This window comes from Rhodovulum sp. P5 (assembly GCF_002079305.1).
In the GTDB taxonomy this organism is placed as follows: Bacteria; Pseudomonadota; Alphaproteobacteria; order Rhodobacterales; family Rhodobacteraceae; genus Rhodovulum.
In genome coordinates, this window is sequence record NZ_CP015039.1 from 3,533,491 (window position 1) to 3,548,607 (window position 15,117).

Annotated in this window: 16 protein-coding genes; 11 read left to right on the forward strand and 5 right to left on the reverse strand. The window is 63.1% G+C overall.

Features of this window, described 5'->3' with window-relative positions:
* Positions 1-97: 97 nt before the first annotated feature.
* The 4 genes from typA to RGUI_RS16820 form a co-directional block, all read right to left on the reverse strand.
* Positions 98-1,918: a translational GTPase TypA gene (typA, locus tag RGUI_RS16805; protein WP_081535063.1), complete on the reverse strand. Its 1,821-nt coding sequence runs from the start codon at positions 1,916-1,918 to the stop codon at positions 98-100.
* 70 nt (positions 1,919-1,988) lie between these two features.
* Positions 1,989-2,324 (reverse strand): multidrug efflux SMR transporter, encoded by a 336-nt coding sequence (locus RGUI_RS16810; protein ID WP_081535065.1) that lies wholly within the window; start codon positions 2,322-2,324, stop codon positions 1,989-1,991.
* A gap of 10 nt (positions 2,325-2,334) precedes the next feature.
* Entirely contained in the window at positions 2,335-2,949 is a 615-nt protein-coding gene (locus RGUI_RS16815) for a YitT family protein (RefSeq protein ID WP_081535067.1), read from the reverse strand.
* A gap of 101 nt (positions 2,950-3,050) precedes the next feature.
* On the reverse strand, positions 3,051-4,265 hold the full coding sequence (locus RGUI_RS16820) for an NADP-dependent isocitrate dehydrogenase (RefSeq protein ID WP_081535069.1): 1,215 nt from the start codon (positions 4,263-4,265) through the stop codon (positions 3,051-3,053).
* A gap of 212 nt (positions 4,266-4,477) precedes the next feature.
* On the opposite strand from RGUI_RS16820, the gene RGUI_RS21755 reads away from it, so the two are divergent.
* Together RGUI_RS21755 and RGUI_RS16825 are read left to right on the forward strand one after the other, a co-directional pair.
* Positions 4,478-4,798, forward strand: coding sequence for a hypothetical protein (locus RGUI_RS21755; RefSeq protein ID WP_172841174.1), 321 nt, complete (start codon positions 4,478-4,480; stop codon positions 4,796-4,798).
* Complete coding sequence (locus tag RGUI_RS16825; RefSeq protein WP_172841175.1) at positions 4,795-6,339, forward strand: methyl-accepting chemotaxis protein; 1,545 nt, start codon at positions 4,795-4,797, stop codon at positions 6,337-6,339. Before RGUI_RS21755 ends, RGUI_RS16825 begins: the two co-directional genes overlap by 4 nt.
* Positions 6,340-6,371: 32 nt before the next feature.
* Here the strand turns inward: RGUI_RS16825 and RGUI_RS16830 are convergent, their stop codons facing one another.
* Positions 6,372-7,025 carry an alpha/beta hydrolase gene (locus tag RGUI_RS16830; RefSeq protein ID WP_081535071.1) on the reverse strand — a complete coding sequence of 218 codons (654 nt, stop codon included), beginning with the start codon at positions 7,023-7,025 and terminating at the stop codon, positions 6,372-6,374.
* A gap of 152 nt (positions 7,026-7,177) precedes the next feature.
* Between RGUI_RS16830 and RGUI_RS16835 the strand changes: the two genes are divergently transcribed.
* The 9 genes from RGUI_RS16835 to RGUI_RS16875 all read left to right on the forward strand — a co-directional run bounded on the left by RGUI_RS16835 (position 7,178) and on the right by RGUI_RS16875 (position 15,111).
* Positions 7,178-7,639 (forward strand): Rrf2 family transcriptional regulator, encoded by a 462-nt coding sequence (locus RGUI_RS16835; protein ID WP_081535073.1) that lies wholly within the window; start codon positions 7,178-7,180, stop codon positions 7,637-7,639.
* 78 nt (positions 7,640-7,717) lie between these two features.
* The gene (locus RGUI_RS16840) at positions 7,718-8,764 is read left to right on the forward strand and encodes a cysteine desulfurase family protein (protein ID WP_081535075.1); all 1,047 of its coding nucleotides are present in this window, start codon (positions 7,718-7,720) and stop codon (positions 8,762-8,764) included.
* A 66-nt stretch (positions 8,765-8,830) separates the two neighbouring features.
* A complete protein-coding gene (gene sufB, locus RGUI_RS16845) occupies positions 8,831-10,369 on the forward strand; it encodes a Fe-S cluster assembly protein SufB (protein ID WP_081535077.1) in 1,539 nt (512 codons plus the stop codon).
* A 31-nt stretch (positions 10,370-10,400) separates the two neighbouring features.
* A complete protein-coding gene (locus RGUI_RS16850) occupies positions 10,401-10,712 on the forward strand; it encodes a heavy metal-binding domain-containing protein (protein WP_081535079.1) in 312 nt (103 codons plus the stop codon).
* Positions 10,713-10,722: 10 nt separating this feature from the next.
* Positions 10,723-11,478 carry a Fe-S cluster assembly ATPase SufC gene (sufC, locus tag RGUI_RS16855; RefSeq protein ID WP_081535081.1) on the forward strand — a complete coding sequence of 252 codons (756 nt, stop codon included), beginning with the start codon at positions 10,723-10,725 and terminating at the stop codon, positions 11,476-11,478.
* Entirely contained in the window at positions 11,478-12,764 is a 1,287-nt protein-coding gene (sufD, locus tag RGUI_RS16860; protein WP_081535083.1) for a Fe-S cluster assembly protein SufD, read from the forward strand. Before sufC ends, sufD begins: the two co-directional genes overlap by 1 nt.
* Positions 12,765-12,766: 2 nt before the next feature.
* Positions 12,767-13,258: a YIP1 family protein gene (locus tag RGUI_RS16865; protein ID WP_081536147.1), complete on the forward strand. Its 492-nt coding sequence runs from the start codon at positions 12,767-12,769 to the stop codon at positions 13,256-13,258.
* A gap of 19 nt (positions 13,259-13,277) precedes the next feature.
* Complete coding sequence (locus RGUI_RS16870) at positions 13,278-13,880, forward strand: YIP1 family protein (RefSeq protein ID WP_081535085.1); 603 nt, start codon at positions 13,278-13,280, stop codon at positions 13,878-13,880.
* Positions 13,873-15,111: a cysteine desulfurase gene (locus RGUI_RS16875; RefSeq protein WP_081535087.1), complete on the forward strand. Its 1,239-nt coding sequence runs from the start codon at positions 13,873-13,875 to the stop codon at positions 15,109-15,111. Before RGUI_RS16870 ends, RGUI_RS16875 begins: the two co-directional genes overlap by 8 nt.
* The last annotated feature ends 6 nt before the right edge of the window (positions 15,112-15,117 follow it).

Here is a 15,117-nt window from a genome sequence, read left to right on the forward strand (position 1 = left end):
CGGATCGAGCCCCCGGTCTTCTTCTTGGTCCAAATACCCAAAGCGCCGAAGGCGCATACGGCCCCCACCGGGGGGCCGTTTCGCATTTGTGATACTGTCAGCTTGCCGCGCGGGCCTGCCGCTTACGCTCATGCGGGTCGAGGAAGCGCTTGCGCAGGCGCACGGCGTTCGGCGTGACCTCCACCAGTTCATCGTCGTCGATATAGGCGATGGCCTCTTCAAGGCTCATCTTGATCGGCGGGGTCAGGGTGACCGCATCGTCCTTGCCCGAGGCACGGACGTTGGTCAGCTTCTTGCCCTTCAGCGGGTTCACTTCCAGGTCGTTGTCGCGGGAATGTTCGCCGATGATCATGCCCTGATAAACCGCCTCCTGCGCGCCGATGAAAAGCCGCCCGCGATCTTCGAGGTTGAACAGCGCATAGGCGACCGAGGTGCCATCTTCCATCGAGATCAGCACGCCCGCGCGGCGGCCCGGGATCGGTCCCTTGTAGGGCGTCCAGCCGTGGAAGACGCGGTTCAGCACGCCGGTGCCGCGGGTATCGGTCAGGAACTCGCCATGATAGCCGATCAGGCCGCGTGACGGCACATGGGCGATGATCCGGGTCTTGCCGGCGCCGGCGGGCCGCATCTCGACCATCTCGCCGCGCCGGGCGCCGGTGATCTTTTCGATCACCACGCCGGAATAGTCGTCATCGACGTCGATCGTCACCTCTTCGACCGGTTCCAGCCGCTGGCCGTTTTCTTCGCGCATCAGGACCTGCGGGCGGGAGATCGACAGCTCGAACCCTTCTCGGCGCATGTTCTCGATCAAAACGCCCATCTGCAGTTCGCCGCGGCCTGCGACCTCGAACGCCTCGCCGCCGGGGGTATCGGTCACGCGGATGGCCACGTTCGATTCCGCCTCTTTCATCAGGCGGTCCCGGATGACGCGGGACTGCACCTTCTTGCCGTCGCGGCCGGCAAGGGGGCTGTCGTTGATGCCGAAGGTCACGGTGATCGTCGGCGGGTCGATGGGTTGCGCGGGCAGGGGGGTGGAAACGGCAGGCGCGCACAGGGTGTCGGCCACCGTGGCCTTTGTCATGCCGGCAAGCGAGACGATGTCGCCGGCTTCGCCCTCGTCGATGGGTTGTTGCGACAGACCGCGGAAGGCCAGCACCTTGGACACGCGAAAGCTCTCGACCTGCTCGCCTTCGCGCGACAGGGCCTTGACGGTGTCGCCGGGTTTGACGCGACCGGTCTCGATCCGGCCGGTCAGGATACGGCCGATGAACGGGTCGGCGCCCAGCGTGGTGGCCAGCATGGTGAAGGGTTCATCGGCATGGTCGAGTTGTTTGGGGGCGGGCACATGCTCTAGGATCAGGTCGAACAGGGCGTGCAGGTCCTTGCGCGGCCCGTCGAGGCTGTGATCTGCCCAGCCGGACCGGCCCGAGGCGTACATGTGCGGGAAGTCCAGTTGTTCGTCATTGGCGCCGAGGTTCGCGAAGAGGTCGAACACCTCGTCCAGGGCCCGGTCGGGCTCGGCGTCGGGCTTGTCGACCTTGTTCAGCACCACGATAGGGCGCAGGCCCAGCGCCAACGCCTTTGACGTTACGAACTTCGTTTGGGGCATCGGGCCTTCGGCCGCGTCGACCAGCAGCACGACGCCGTCGACCATGCTGAGAATCCGTTCGACCTCTCCGCCAAAATCGGCGTGGCCGGGGGTGTCGACGATGTTCACCCGGTGCCCGTCCCATTCGACGCTGGTCGCCTTGGCAAGAATCGTGATCCCGCGTTCGCGTTCAAGATCGTTGGAGTCCATGGCACGTTCCGCCACCGCCTGGTTTTCGCGGAAAGCGCCGGATTGCTTGAGAAGCTGGTCGACAAGGGTCGTCTTGCCGTGGTCGACATGCGCGATGATCGCGATGTTGCGAAGGTCCATGAGGTAAAGCCTGCTGTTCGGGGTTGGCCTGCCGATAGTGGCTTTTCCCCCGAAAAGCCAGCGGGAATACTCAATGCGTCGTGGTTTTCGAAAACAGATGGATCACGGCGATCCCGGCGACGATCAGCCCCATGCCGACGAAGCCGGCGAGATCGATCCGCTGCCCGAAGACCCACCAGCCGATGGCGGCAATCAGAATGATCCCCAGAGCCGACCAGATCGCATAGGCGATGCCCACGGGGATGAATTTGAGCGCGACGGCGAGGAAGTAGAACGACAGGGCATAGGCGACGACGACGATGGTCGAGGGAACGAGTTTTGTGAATTGCTGGCTGGCCTGCAGGGCCGTGGTGCCGATGGTTTCGGTCAGGATGGCCAGGAACAGAAAGATATAGGCTTTGGGCATGACCGGTCCTTCAGCGCGCGATATACCGGTCGCGCCGATGATTGGTGGCGATGATCACGTTCAGAACCCCGGCCCCGACAAGTGAGTAGAGCACGGTCAACGGATCGATCACCGCAAAGGCCAGCGCAAAGACCACGGCGTCGAAGGCCAGTTGCACCCAGCCCGCGCGGATACCTCGCGTGTCCTGCAGCCAGAAGGCCACAATACCCACGCCACCAAGGCTTGCCCCGTGGCGGAAAAGCGCCAGAAGGCCCGCGCCCGCCGTCACCCCCGCAAGTATCGCGGCGGCCAGCGGATGGATGCGGTCGAAGCTGAGCACCAGCGGCATCAGTTCGGTGAAGGTTGCAAGCAGCGCAACCGCCGAGAAGGTCTTGAGCGTGAAGGCCCATCCCACCCGGCGCACCGCCAGCCAGTAGAAGGGCAGGTTCAGGGTAAAGAAGATCGGTCCGAAGCCGATCCCGGTTGCGTAGGCCCCCACCAGCGACAGCCCCGCGATCTGCCCGGTGACCAGCCCCGCCGATTTCAGCAGACCGACGGACAGGGCGACCAACAGCGTACCCACAAGAAGGCCCTGGATATCCTCCAGCAGCGTGTGGCGTTGTTGGGTGTCGGAGTCGGACGGCATGCACGTGGCATGGCGCGCGGTGTCGGTCTTGTCCAGTCTTCGAAACGAAAAAGGGCCGGCATCGCTGCCAGCCCTTATGGTTCGGTCGATAACCGGGCGGGTTAGCCCGCCAGTGCCTTGTTCAGGTTCTCGTCGACCTTTTCGAGGAAGCCCATCGTCGTCAGCCATTTCTGATTGGGCCCGACCAGAAGCGCGAGGTCCTTGGTCATGGATCCCGACTCCACGGTCGCGACCACGACCTTTTCCAGCGTTTCGGCGAAATGCTTGAGCTGGTCGTTGCCGTCCAGTTTCGCGCGGTGCTTCAGGCCCCCGGTCCAGGCGAAGATCGAGGCGATGGAGTTGGTCGAGGTCGCCTCCCCCTTCTGGTGCTGGCGGTAATGGCGGGTGACGGTGCCGTGGGCGGCCTCGGCCTCCACGATCTTGCCGTCCGGCGTCATCAGTTGGCTGGTCATCAGGCCGAGCGAGCCGAAGCCTTGCGCCACGGTGTCCGACTGCACGTCGCCGTCGTAGTTCTTGCACGCCCAGACAAAGCCGCCGTTCCATTTCATCGCGCAGGCGACCATGTCGTCGATCAGGCGGTGTTCGTAGGTGATGCCGGCTTCCTTGAACTTGTCCGCGAATTCCTCGTCAAACACTTTCTGGAACAGGATCATGAACTGGCCATCATACTGCTTCAGGATCGTGTTCTTGGTCGACAGGTACAGCGGCCAGCCCATCGACAGCGCATAGTTCATCGAGGCCCGGGCGAAGTCCTTGATCGACTCGTCAAGGTTGTACATGCCCATGTAGATGCCCGAGGACGGGGCCTTGAAGACCTCTTCCTCGATCACGGTGCCGTCCTCGCCGACGAATTTCATCGACAGCGTGCCCGGGCCGGGGAACTTCATGTCCGTCGCGCGGTACTGGTCGCCAAAGGCATGACGGCCTATCACGATGGGTTTCGTCCAGCCGGGAACAAGCCGGGGGACGTTGTTGCAGATGATCGGGGCGCGGAACACCACGCCACCCAGGATGTTGCGGATCGTGCCGTTGGGGCTGCGCCACATCTTCTTGAGACCGAATTCCTCGACCCGCGCCTCGTCCGGCGTGATGGTGGCACATTTCACGCCAACGCCGACTTCCTTGATCTTGTTGGCGGCGTCGATGGTGATCTGGTCGTCGGTCCGGTCGCGCTCTTCGATCCCCAGATCGTAGTAGAGCAGGTCCACGTCGAGATAGGGCAGGATCAGCTTCTTCTTGATGAAGTCCCAGATGATCCGGGTCATTTCATCGCCGTCGAGTTCGACGACCGGGTTGTCGACTTTGATCTTCGTCATGGGCCCCTCGTTCTTCCTTCAGGATTCGTTCCAGCGGCGTGATAGCGCAAAGCGCGGGGCGGGAAAAGATGGTATGCAAAGGTATACGTCGGTAGACCGGATTTTTTGCCGCCGGGTCACCAAGACAATTCGAGCCAGTATTTCCATAGACCGGAGGCGGCAAACCAGTCGGCATCAAGGATTTGGAAATAAAGTCGATCCAAATTCCTTGCATGAAAAACGTACGGCTTGGAGACACTGTTCTGCTTGTGGTGACGCTTTGCCTGACCGCTTTGACGGTGCCCGTGACATTGCTCATGGCAGGACCGGCCAAGGTTGGGCGTCCCGCCCTTGTCGTCGCAGCCCCATGGGGCGGCGGCGCCGCGGCGGTGATTGCGGACGCCGGTGGGCAGGAAGTGGGCCCATATATCGCCCCGATGGCCCGGTTCGCTGTCTTCACCGCTCCGGACAGGGCCGTGCAGGCTGGCGCGTGGGCCGTGCTGGATGCCGATGCGTTGCTGACACTCTGCGGTTTCGAGAGGGAACCAGTATGACACCCGATGATCTGCTTTCCGAACATGGCCACAGCAAGCTGGCCGCCTGGGCCCTTGTTGCAATGGCACCGCTGCCGGTTGCGGCCGGTTGGCTGGCGGGCAACGCGATCCTTCCGCTTCTGGTGCTGTCGGGTCTTCTCGCGGGTATCGGGATCGTTGCCCGCACCACGGAGAACGCCTATCGCCATCACATCATCGGAACGGCCCTGATCGGGCAATCGGCGCTTTTCACGGCGTCCCTTGCAGGCCATCCGTGGCAGATCGACACCCATATGATGTTCTTCGCCATATTGGCGGTGGTCTCGACAATGCGATGCGTGACGGCCCTCATCCTCGCCTGTGCGGCGACCGCGGTGCATCACCTGTCCCTCAGCTTTCTGATGCCCGCGCTGGTGTATCCGTCGGCCGATCTGATGGCCAACTTGGAGCGGACGGCGCTGCACGGCTCGATCGTCGTCATGGAAGGTGCGATCCTCACCCTGTCCATGCTGCAGGCGCAGCGGCAGCGGGAAGCCATTCTCGTCCAACGGGAGCAGGCGCATGACCTTGCGGCCGAGGCACGTATGGCGAAGGAGGCCTCTGAACAGGCCGGGGCCGATACGGCCGGGGTTGTCGAGGCGTTGAGTTCCTCGCTGGAGCGTTTGGCGCGCGGGGATCTGAATTGCAGTATCAATGTTCCGTTCCCCGAGGCGCATGATCGTCTGAGAACCGACTTCAATCGCGCGATGTCGATGCTTGGCCAGTCGCTAAGCGGTTCGGTAAGCGCGGCCGGTGATTTCGGCCGGGAAGCGACGGCGATTGCCGCCGCCGCGGGCGACGTGTCGTTGCGGGTCGAAGGACAGGCACATGATGTCACCGAAGTTGCCAGCGCGCTGCGCGATCTGACGACCTCTCTGAAAGAGACGGCGGCAGGGATCAGCGAGGTCAGCGACAGCACGAGTGCCGCGAATGACGATGCGCAGGAAGCAACCGGTGTGGTCAACAATGCCATCGACGCGATGACCCTGATCGAGAGCAGCTCCAAGGAGATCTCGTCGATCATCGCGCTGATCGAGGACATCACGTTCCAGACCAACCTGCTGGCGCTGAATGCCGGGGTGGAGGCCGCGCGTGCCGGCGAGGCGGGCAAGGGATTTGCGGTCGTCGCGTCCGAGGTGCGTGCCCTGGCGCAAAGCACCGGCACCGCGGCCAACGATATCAAGAGCCTGATCGGAAAATCGACCGATCACGTGTCGCAAGGCTCGGACCTCGTGGCCAAGGTCGGAAAAGCGCTGGAAGGTATTCGTGGCCGGCTTGAACAGGCCAGTGGCCGGGCGACGACGATCAGTCAGTGCGCGCGTACGCATGCCGAGGCATTGTCGGAGATGAACACCGCCGTGAACCGGATCGACGAAGCCGTCCACGCCAACGCCGCGCTGGCCGAAGAAATGTCGGCCATGGGGGCACGCGTCTCTGACGGGGCCGACCGGCTCAACATGTCGCTGGCGGCATTCTCGGCGCCGTCGCACGACGCCGACATCCGGCCGAAAGCGGTTGCCTGACAGGCATTCTGCCCAAGGCAATCCGGCTGCGCTTACCGCGTCCCCTCGGTCAAACGGCGTTTGACATAGTCCGTCACGTTGCCAATCATCGCGTCCATGTGCGGATCCTGGAAGAAGTGATCTGCACCTTCGATCTGGGTGTGGGTGATCGTGATCCCCTTCTGCTCGTGCAGTTTGTCGACGAGTGAGACCGTGTCGGCCGGAGGTGCGACCCGGTCGGCGGTCCCGTTGATGACAAGGCCGGAACTGGGGCAAGGGGCGAGGAATGAGAAGTCGTACATGTTCGCCGGCGGTGCAACGGACACGAAGCCGGTAATCTCGGGCCGGCGCATCAGCAACTGCATGCCGATCCACGCCCCGAACGAGAACCCGGCCACCCAGCAATGCTTGGCATTCTGGTTCATCGATTGCAGGTAATCGAGCGCCGCGGCGGCATCGCTGAGTTCGCCGATGCCCTGATCGTATTCGCCCTGGCTGCGGCCGACGCCCCGGAAATTGAAGCGCAGAACGGTGAAGCCCATGTTGAAGAAGGCGTAGTGCAGATTGTACACGACGCGATTGTTCATAGTGCCCCCGAATTGCGGATGGGGATGCAGCACGATCGCGATGGGCGCGTCCTTGTCTTTCTGCGGGTGGTAGCGGCCTTCCAATCGTCCTTCGGGACCGGGGAAGATAACCTCGGGCATTCGTAATGGTCTCACTTGCGGTGCGCGCGCGTTTTCTTGACGAAGGCGGGCGGGCTACATAAGGACTGGCAGAAGCCCGACAGGATCGGGCAGGGTGTCCCCGGAGGTAATGACCGGGCGAGGCAACGTCAACCATTTGCACGGGGGGTGCCATGAAACTCAGCACCAAGGGGCGCTATGCGATGGTCGCGCTGGTGGACCTGTCCCTGCAGCCGGCGGACGGTCTCGTCTCTCTGTCGGAGATATCGAAACGTCAGGATATTTCGCTGCCCTATCTGGAACAGTTGTTCGTCAAGCTGCGCCGTGCAGGATTGGTGGAGTCGGTGCGGGGCCCCGGCGGCGGATATCGGCTGGCCCGCCCGGCGCCCGAGATCCGGGTGGCAGAGGTGCTGGTCGCCGTGGACGAGACGGTGAGCGCGATGCATACGGGTGCAGGCGTGTCGGGGGGCACCTCTGGCACCCGGGCGCAATCGCTGACCAACCGGCTTTGGGAGGGGTTGAGCGCCCATGTGTATGTCTTCCTGCACCAGACCCGTCTGTCTGACGTGACCGCGAACGACTTGGCCCCCTGTCCGGCGGTCCCGGCCCTGTTCCACGTGGTGGACGAGGGGTAGCGGACCCCGCCCCCGGTCGCGCGGGCCGCGCGGCCGCTTGATGGGGCATATCGGCCAATAATAAAGGGTAGAAGACGCATGACGGCCCGCGTTTATCTGGACTGGAACGCGACGGCGCCGCTGCGCCCCGAGGCGCGGGCGGCGATGACCGCGGCCATGGATGTCGTCGGGAATCCCTCCAGCGTCCATGCCGAAGGACGCGCGGCGCGGGCCTTGGTGGAAACCGCGCGCGCCCAGGTGGCCGAGGCGCTGGGGGCGGACGGGGCCGATGTCATCTTCACCTCCGGGGCGAGCGAGGCGGCGGCGCTGGCCTGCGCCGGCCGCGGGCTGGTGGCCGGGGATATTGAACATGATGCGGTCGCGGCCTGGGTCGATCCGGCGCTGCCGGTGACCGGCGAGGGCCAGGCGGCGGTGGCAGACCCGGGCGCGACGGCCCTGCAACTGGCCAATTCTGAAACCGGCGTGGTGCAAGAGGTCCCCGCGGGCCTGGCCGTGTGCGACATGACGCAAGGATTCGGCAAGCTGCCGGTCGCCTTCAACTGGCTGGGGGCCGAGATGGCGCTGGTTTCGGCGCACAAGATCGGCGGCCCGAAAGGCATCGGCGCGCTCGTGATCCGGCGGGGGTGCGACATCGTCGCGCAGATTCGCGGCGGCGGGCAGGAGACGGGGCGACGCGCCGGAACCGAGAACATTGTAGGCATTGCCGGATTCGGCGCCGCAGCGTGCGCCGCCTCAGCGGACTTGGCCGCCGGAAAGTGGTCAGAAATCGAGCATCTTAGAAGTATTCTAGAAAAATCGATTGCAGAGCGCGCAAGAGGGACTATTTTTGTCGGGAAAGGATCGCATAGGTTGCCCAACACTTCGTGCTTTGCCACACCGGGATGGAAAGGCGAGACGCAGGTGATGCAGATGGACCTCGCCGGCTTCGCGATTTCCGCGGGATCGGCCTGTTCATCGGGCAAGTTGCGGGCCAGCCGCGTGCTGCGGGCCATGGGACTGGGGGAGGAGGCGGCTGCCTCTGCCATCCGGGTCTCGATTGGGCCGGGCACGCAACAGGACGATGTGCTGCGCTTTGCGGATGCATGGTGCGCGGCCGAAGCAAGGTTTCAGGCCCGTCGGGGCTGAGGCGAATTCAAACCGGCGCTGCCGCGCAGTGCGGCGGCCGAGACCAGAGAGGCGGACGAAAAAGAGATGGCTGCTTTCGACAATGCCGAGGTCAAGGACAAGACCGAGATCAGGGAAGGGGTTGACCGGGAGACCGTCGAAACCGTCCAGTCCATGGCCGGAAAGTACAAATACGGCTGGGATACCGATATCGAGATGGAATATGCCCCGATGGGGCTGACCGAGGATATCGTGCGCCTGATCTCGGCCAAGAACAACGAACCCGAATGGATGACCGACTGGCGGCTGGACGCCTTCCGCCGCTGGCAGAACATGGAAGAGCCCGACTGGGCGATGGTCGAGTATCCCGAGATCGACTTCCAGAAGCAATACTACTATGCCCGCCCCAAGAGCATGGAGGAAAAACCCAAGTCGCTGGACGAGGTCGACCCCAAGCTATTGGAGACCTACCAGAAACTTGGCATCCCGCTGAAGGAACAGATGATCCTGGCCGGTGTCGAAGGCGCCGAGGAAGCGGACGAGAGCCGCAAGGTTGCCGTCGATGCGGTGTTCGACAGCGTCAGCGTCGGCACCACCTTCCAGAAGGAACTGGCCGAGGCGGGCGTCATCTTCTGTTCGATCTCAGAGGCGATCCATAACCACCCGGAACTGGTCAAGAAGTACCTCGGCAGCGTGGTGCCGCAGACGGATAACTTCTATGCCACTCTGAACTCTGCGGTCTTCTCTGACGGCTCTTTCGTCTATGTGCCGCCGGGGGTGCGCTGCCCGATGGAGCTGTCGACCTATTTCCGGATCAATGCGGAAAACACCGGCCAGTTTGAGCGCACGCTGATCATCTGCGACAAGGAAGCTTATGTCAGCTACCTGGAAGGTTGCACCGCGCCGCAGCGCGATACCGCGCAACTGCACGCCGCGGTGGTCGAGATCGTGGTGCTGGACGATGCCGAGGTTAAATACTCCACCGTTCAGAACTGGTTCCCGGGCGACGAGAACGGCAAGGGCGGCATCTACAACTTCGTTACCAAGCGCGCCGATTGCCGGGGTGCGCGGTCGAAGGTGATGTGGACGCAGGTGGAAACCGGTTCCGCGGTGACGTGGAAGTACCCGTCCTGCATCCTGCGCGGCGACGACAGCCAGGGCGAGTTCTATTCCATCGCCATCACCAACAACTTCCAGCAGGCCGATACCGGCACCAAGATGGTGCATCTGGGCAAGAACACCCGCTCGCGGATCGTGTCCAAGGGGATTTCGGCGGGGCAGGCGCAGAACACCTATCGTGGTCTGGTCAGCATGCATCCCAAGGCCAAGAACAGCCGCAACTACACCCAGTGCGACAGCCTTCTGATCGGCGGCAACTGCGGGGCGCATACGGTGCCGTATATCGAGGTGCGCAACAACTCCTCTCGCGTCGAACATGAGGCGACGACGTCCAAGGTGGATGACGACCAGCTCTTCTATTGCCGCCAGCGCGGCATGGACGAGGAAGAGGCAGTGGCCCTTGTCGTCAACGGCTTCTGCAAGGAGGTGCTGCAGGCGCTGCCCATGGAATTCGCGCTGGAGGCCCAGCAGCTTGTCGCGATCAGCCTTGAAGGCAGCGTGGGCTAGGGCGCCGATGAATCCGTGGGAGAAGACAACCATGATCGTCACCACCACCCCCACCGTCGAGGGCAAGACCATCAGCGCCTATCACGGCGTTGTCGTGGGCGAAGCGATCCTCGGTGCGAACGTGTTTCGCGATATCTTTGCCGGGATCACCGACATCATCGGCGGGCGCTCCTCGGCCTATGAGCAGTCGCTTGCCGAGGCGCGGGAAACCGCCCTGCGCGAACTGGAAGAGCGGGCCGTCGCCAAAGGCGGCAACGCCGTGGTGGGCGTCGATCTCGATTACGAAGTCATCAACAACATGCTGATGGTGTCGGCCTCCGGCACGGCCGTCACGATTGCGTAAGGACCAGACCATGCTTGAAATCAAAAACCTCAAAGCGTCGCTTCAAGAAGAAGGCAAGGAAATCCTCAAGGGGATCAACCTGACGGTTGAAGCCGGCAAGGTGCACGCGATCATGGGGCCGAACGGCTCGGGCAAGTCCACCATGTCCTACGTCCTGTCCGGTCGTGACGGGTATGAGGTGACCGAAGGCACTGCGATGCTGGACGGCAAGGATATCCTTGAGATGGAACCCGAAGAGCGCGCCGCGGCCGGCCTGTTCCTTGCTTTCCAGTATCCGGTGGAAATCCCCGGGGTTGGCAACATGACCTTCCTGCGTACCGCGGTGAATGCCCAGCGTAAGGCCCGCGGGCAGGAAGAACTGGACGCTGCCGCCTTCCTGAAAGAAGTTCGGGCGAAGGCGAAAGACCTCAAGATCGATGCCGAGATGCTGAAGCGTCCGGTCAATGTCGGCTTCTCCGGCGGGGAGAAGAAGCGCAACGAGATCCTGCAAATGGCCATGCTGGAACCGAAGGTCTGCATCCTTGACGAGACCGACTCCGGTCTTGACGTGGACGCCATGAAACTGGTGGCCGATGGCGTGAACGCGATGCGCAGCCCCGACCGCGGGTTCCTTGTGATCACCCACTATCAGCGGCTGCTGGACCACATCGTGCCCGATATCGTGCACATCCTGTACAATGGTCAGATCATCAAGACGGGTGGCCCCGAACTGGCGCTGGAAGTCGAAAAGAACGGCTATGCCGACCTGATCGGGGAGGCCGCGTAATGGGATTGCCGCAGGCGAAACAGACCGCAACCGAAGCGCGGCTGGAGGTTCTGTCGCGGCCGGAGAACGCCGGCTGGACCAGCCTGCCGCGCTCTGCCGCCCAGGCGCGGGTCATGGCGATGGGCCTGCCTGCGCGGCGCGATGAATACTGGCGTTTCACCAACCCCGCCGATCTGATCGCGCCGTCCCCGATCCCGGCGCGCGTCGCCCCGCCGGTGGAGACGATGACCTTCGACACGATGGACCGGGTCAAGCTGGTCTTCGTGGACGGTGTATTCGATGCCGAGGCGTCGGACGATCCGGAATTGGCCGGGGTGGAGATCTCCCGCCTCGCCGATGCGCAGACGCAGGACATTCACTGGGCCTCGGCGCTCTATGGCACGCTGGAGGCGCAATCCCACGAACATGTGCACCGGCCGCTGGCGGCGCTGAACACCGCCTTTGCGACCGACGGCGTGCTGATCCGGGCGACGGGGCGGGCCGAAAAGCCGGTCAACCTCATCTACCTTCACAAGTCGGAGGCGTCCGACGCGATCCTGCACCACTGCATCCGGGTCGAGGAAGGCGCAGACCTGACCGTTCTGGAAAACGGGCCGGCCGCGGCGCGCTTCAACAAGGTGATGGAGATCGACATCGCCGATGGCGGTGCCTTCCACCATGTCCGCACCCAAGGCCGCGATCATGAGCGCAGGGCCGCGACGCATGTCTTCGCGCGACTGGGCAAGGAAAGCACCTTCAAGTCGTTCACCATGACCATGAACGGCGCGCTGACCCGCAATGAATGCGTGATCGAGTTCACCGGTGACAATGGGGTTGCCCATGTCGCGGGTGCCTGCATGGGCGATGGTACCTTCCTGCATGACGACACCGTCTTCATCACCCACGATGCGGAGCATTGCGAAAGCCGTCAGGTGTTCAAGAAGGTGCTGAAGAACGGCGCGACCGGCGTGTTCCAGGGCAAGATTCTCGTCCAGCCGGGCGCGCAGAAGACCGATGGGTATCAGATTTCCCAGTCTCTGCTTCTGGATGACGACAGCCAGTTCCTCGCCAAACCAGAACTTGAGATCTATGCCGACGACGTCGCGTGCTCGCACGGGTCCACAAGCGGCGCCATCGACGAGACGGCGTTGTTCTACCTCCGCTCCCGCGGGGTGCCGAAGAGTGAGGCACAGGACCTCATGGTGCTGTCCTTCCTTGCCGAAGCGATCGAGGAGATCGAGTCGGAAGAGATCCGCGAAGAGATCGTCGGACGCCTGGCCGCATGGCTGGGACGTCACCGGGGCTGACCTTGGCCGTCACCCGCGATATCGCCGCGACGTGGCGCGCACCCCGCGCCACGATCCGGCGGCTCTTGCAGGCAGGTCCGCGCGAAGACCGGGCCATCGTCTATCTGATGGTGGCCTGTTTCCTGATCTTCATCGCCCAATGGCCCCGCCTTGCGCGTGAATCCTTTCTGCATCCCGAGATTCCGCTAGAGGCGCGCCTGGGCGGCGCCCTGATGGCGTGGATGTTCCTGATGCCGCTCTTCTTCTACGGCTTTGCCGCCTTCAGCCACCTTTTGGCCCGTATGCTGGGTGGCAAGGGAACGTGGTTCGGGGCAAGGCTGGCACTGTTCTGGGCGTTGCTGGCGGTCTCTCCCGTGTGGCTTCTGCACGGACTTGTGGCGGGCTTCATCGGCGGAGGAATGGCGCTTTCGCTTGTCGCAACCGTCCTTGCGGTTGCGTTTCTGGCGATCTGGCTGTTGTCTCTGGCAGAGGCCGAGGCGTTCGGCCGTGCCTGACATACCGAGACATCCGCTCATGACAGACCCCCGCCCCTCTCTGCTTGCGCTGGCCCGTGACACGGTCAGCGATCCTGCCACCGGTGCAAGGCGCGTTCTGGCCCTTGCCCCCGGCGAAGGCGTCTTGTGGGAGGCGCTTGTGGCCATGGTCGCGGTCGGTGTACTGCTGAGCGAACTGAACAACTACCTGATCGGGTCTCCGACGGGGCTCGTCCCGCAGATGCTGGTGGCCAATCCACTCCTGACCGCGGTCAGCCAGTTCGGGCTGTTGGTCGTGGCAATCTACGCGATCCATTTCATTGGACGCGCGGTCGGTGGCACGGGGACCTTTGCCGGGGCCATGGCCCTTACGGTCTGGCTGCAATTCATCATGGTCTGCCTGCAGGTGGTCCAGATCGTGTTCCTGATCATAATGCCCCCCATTGCAAGCCTGATCGGGATTCTCGGCCTTGGCCTGTCTCTTTGGCTTCTCAGCCATTTCGTAGCCGTGCTTCATGGCTTTCCCTCGGTGCTGAAAACCTTCGTCGGTATCATCGCATCGACGGTGGGCATCGCTTTCGGCATGACCCTGATCATGACCATCCTTGGCATAACACTTGGCGGAGCCGTCTCCGATGTATGATGAAAAAGCACCGTTCGACGTGGAAAAGATCCGCGCCGATTTCCCGATCCTCTCGCGTGAGGTGAACGGCAAACCCCTTGTCTATCTCGACAACGGCGCGTCTGCGCAGAAGCCGCAGGTGGTGATCGATGCGGTGACCCGCGCCTATGCGGAGGAATACGCAAACGTCCATCGTGGCCTGCACTATCTGTCGAACCTCGCAACCGACAAGTATGAGGCTGTGCGGGGTATCATCGCGCGGTTTCTTGGGGCGGCGGATGAAGACGAGATCGTGTTTACCTCCGGCGCGACCGAGGGGATCAACCTCGTCTCCTACGCCTGGGCCGCCCCGCGGATGGAGCCGGGCGACGAGATCGTGCTGTCGGTCATGGAGCACCACGCCAATATCGTGCCGTGGCACTTCCTGCGCGAACGGCAGGGCGTGGTCCTGAAATGGGTGGATGTCGACGTCAACGGCAACCTCGACCCGCAGGCGGTAATCGATGCCATCGGCCCGAAAACCAGGCTGGTCGCCGTGACCCACATGTCGAACGTGCTGGGAACAGTCGTCGACGTGGCCTCGATCGTGAAGGGCGCCCATGACAAGGGCGTGCCGGTGCTGGTCGATGGCAGTCAGGGCGCGGTGCACCAGCCGGTCAATGTCGATGCCCTTGGCGCCGATTTCTATGTCATCACGGGGCACAAGCTTTATGGCCCCTCGGGGTCTGGCGCGATCCATATCAAGAAGGACCGGATGGCCGAGATGCGTCCCTTCCTTGGCGGGGGCGACATGATCCGTGAGGTGCACAAGGACATCGTCACCTATGCCGATCCGCCGATGAAGTTCGAGGCGGGAACCCCCGGCATCGTGCAGCAGATCGGTCTTGGCGTGGCGCTGGACTACATGATGGGCGTCGGGATGGAGGCCATTGCCGCCCATGAAAAGGCGATCACCGCCTATGCGATGGAGCGGCTTTCAGGGCTGAACTGGTTGCAGGTGCAGGGCCGGTCGGACAGCCGTGGCGCGATATTCTCCTTCGTTCTCGAAGGCCCCGCCCACGCCCATGACATTTCCACCGTTCTCGACAAGAAGGGCGTGGCGGTGCGCGCGGGCCACCACTGCGCCGGGCCGCTGATGGATCATCTTGGGATTTCGGCCACCTGCCGGGCATCCTTTGCGATGTACAACACCAACGCGGAAGTCGACAAACTGGTCGAGGCGCTGGAACTTTGTCACGAATTGTTCGCCTGATCGAGG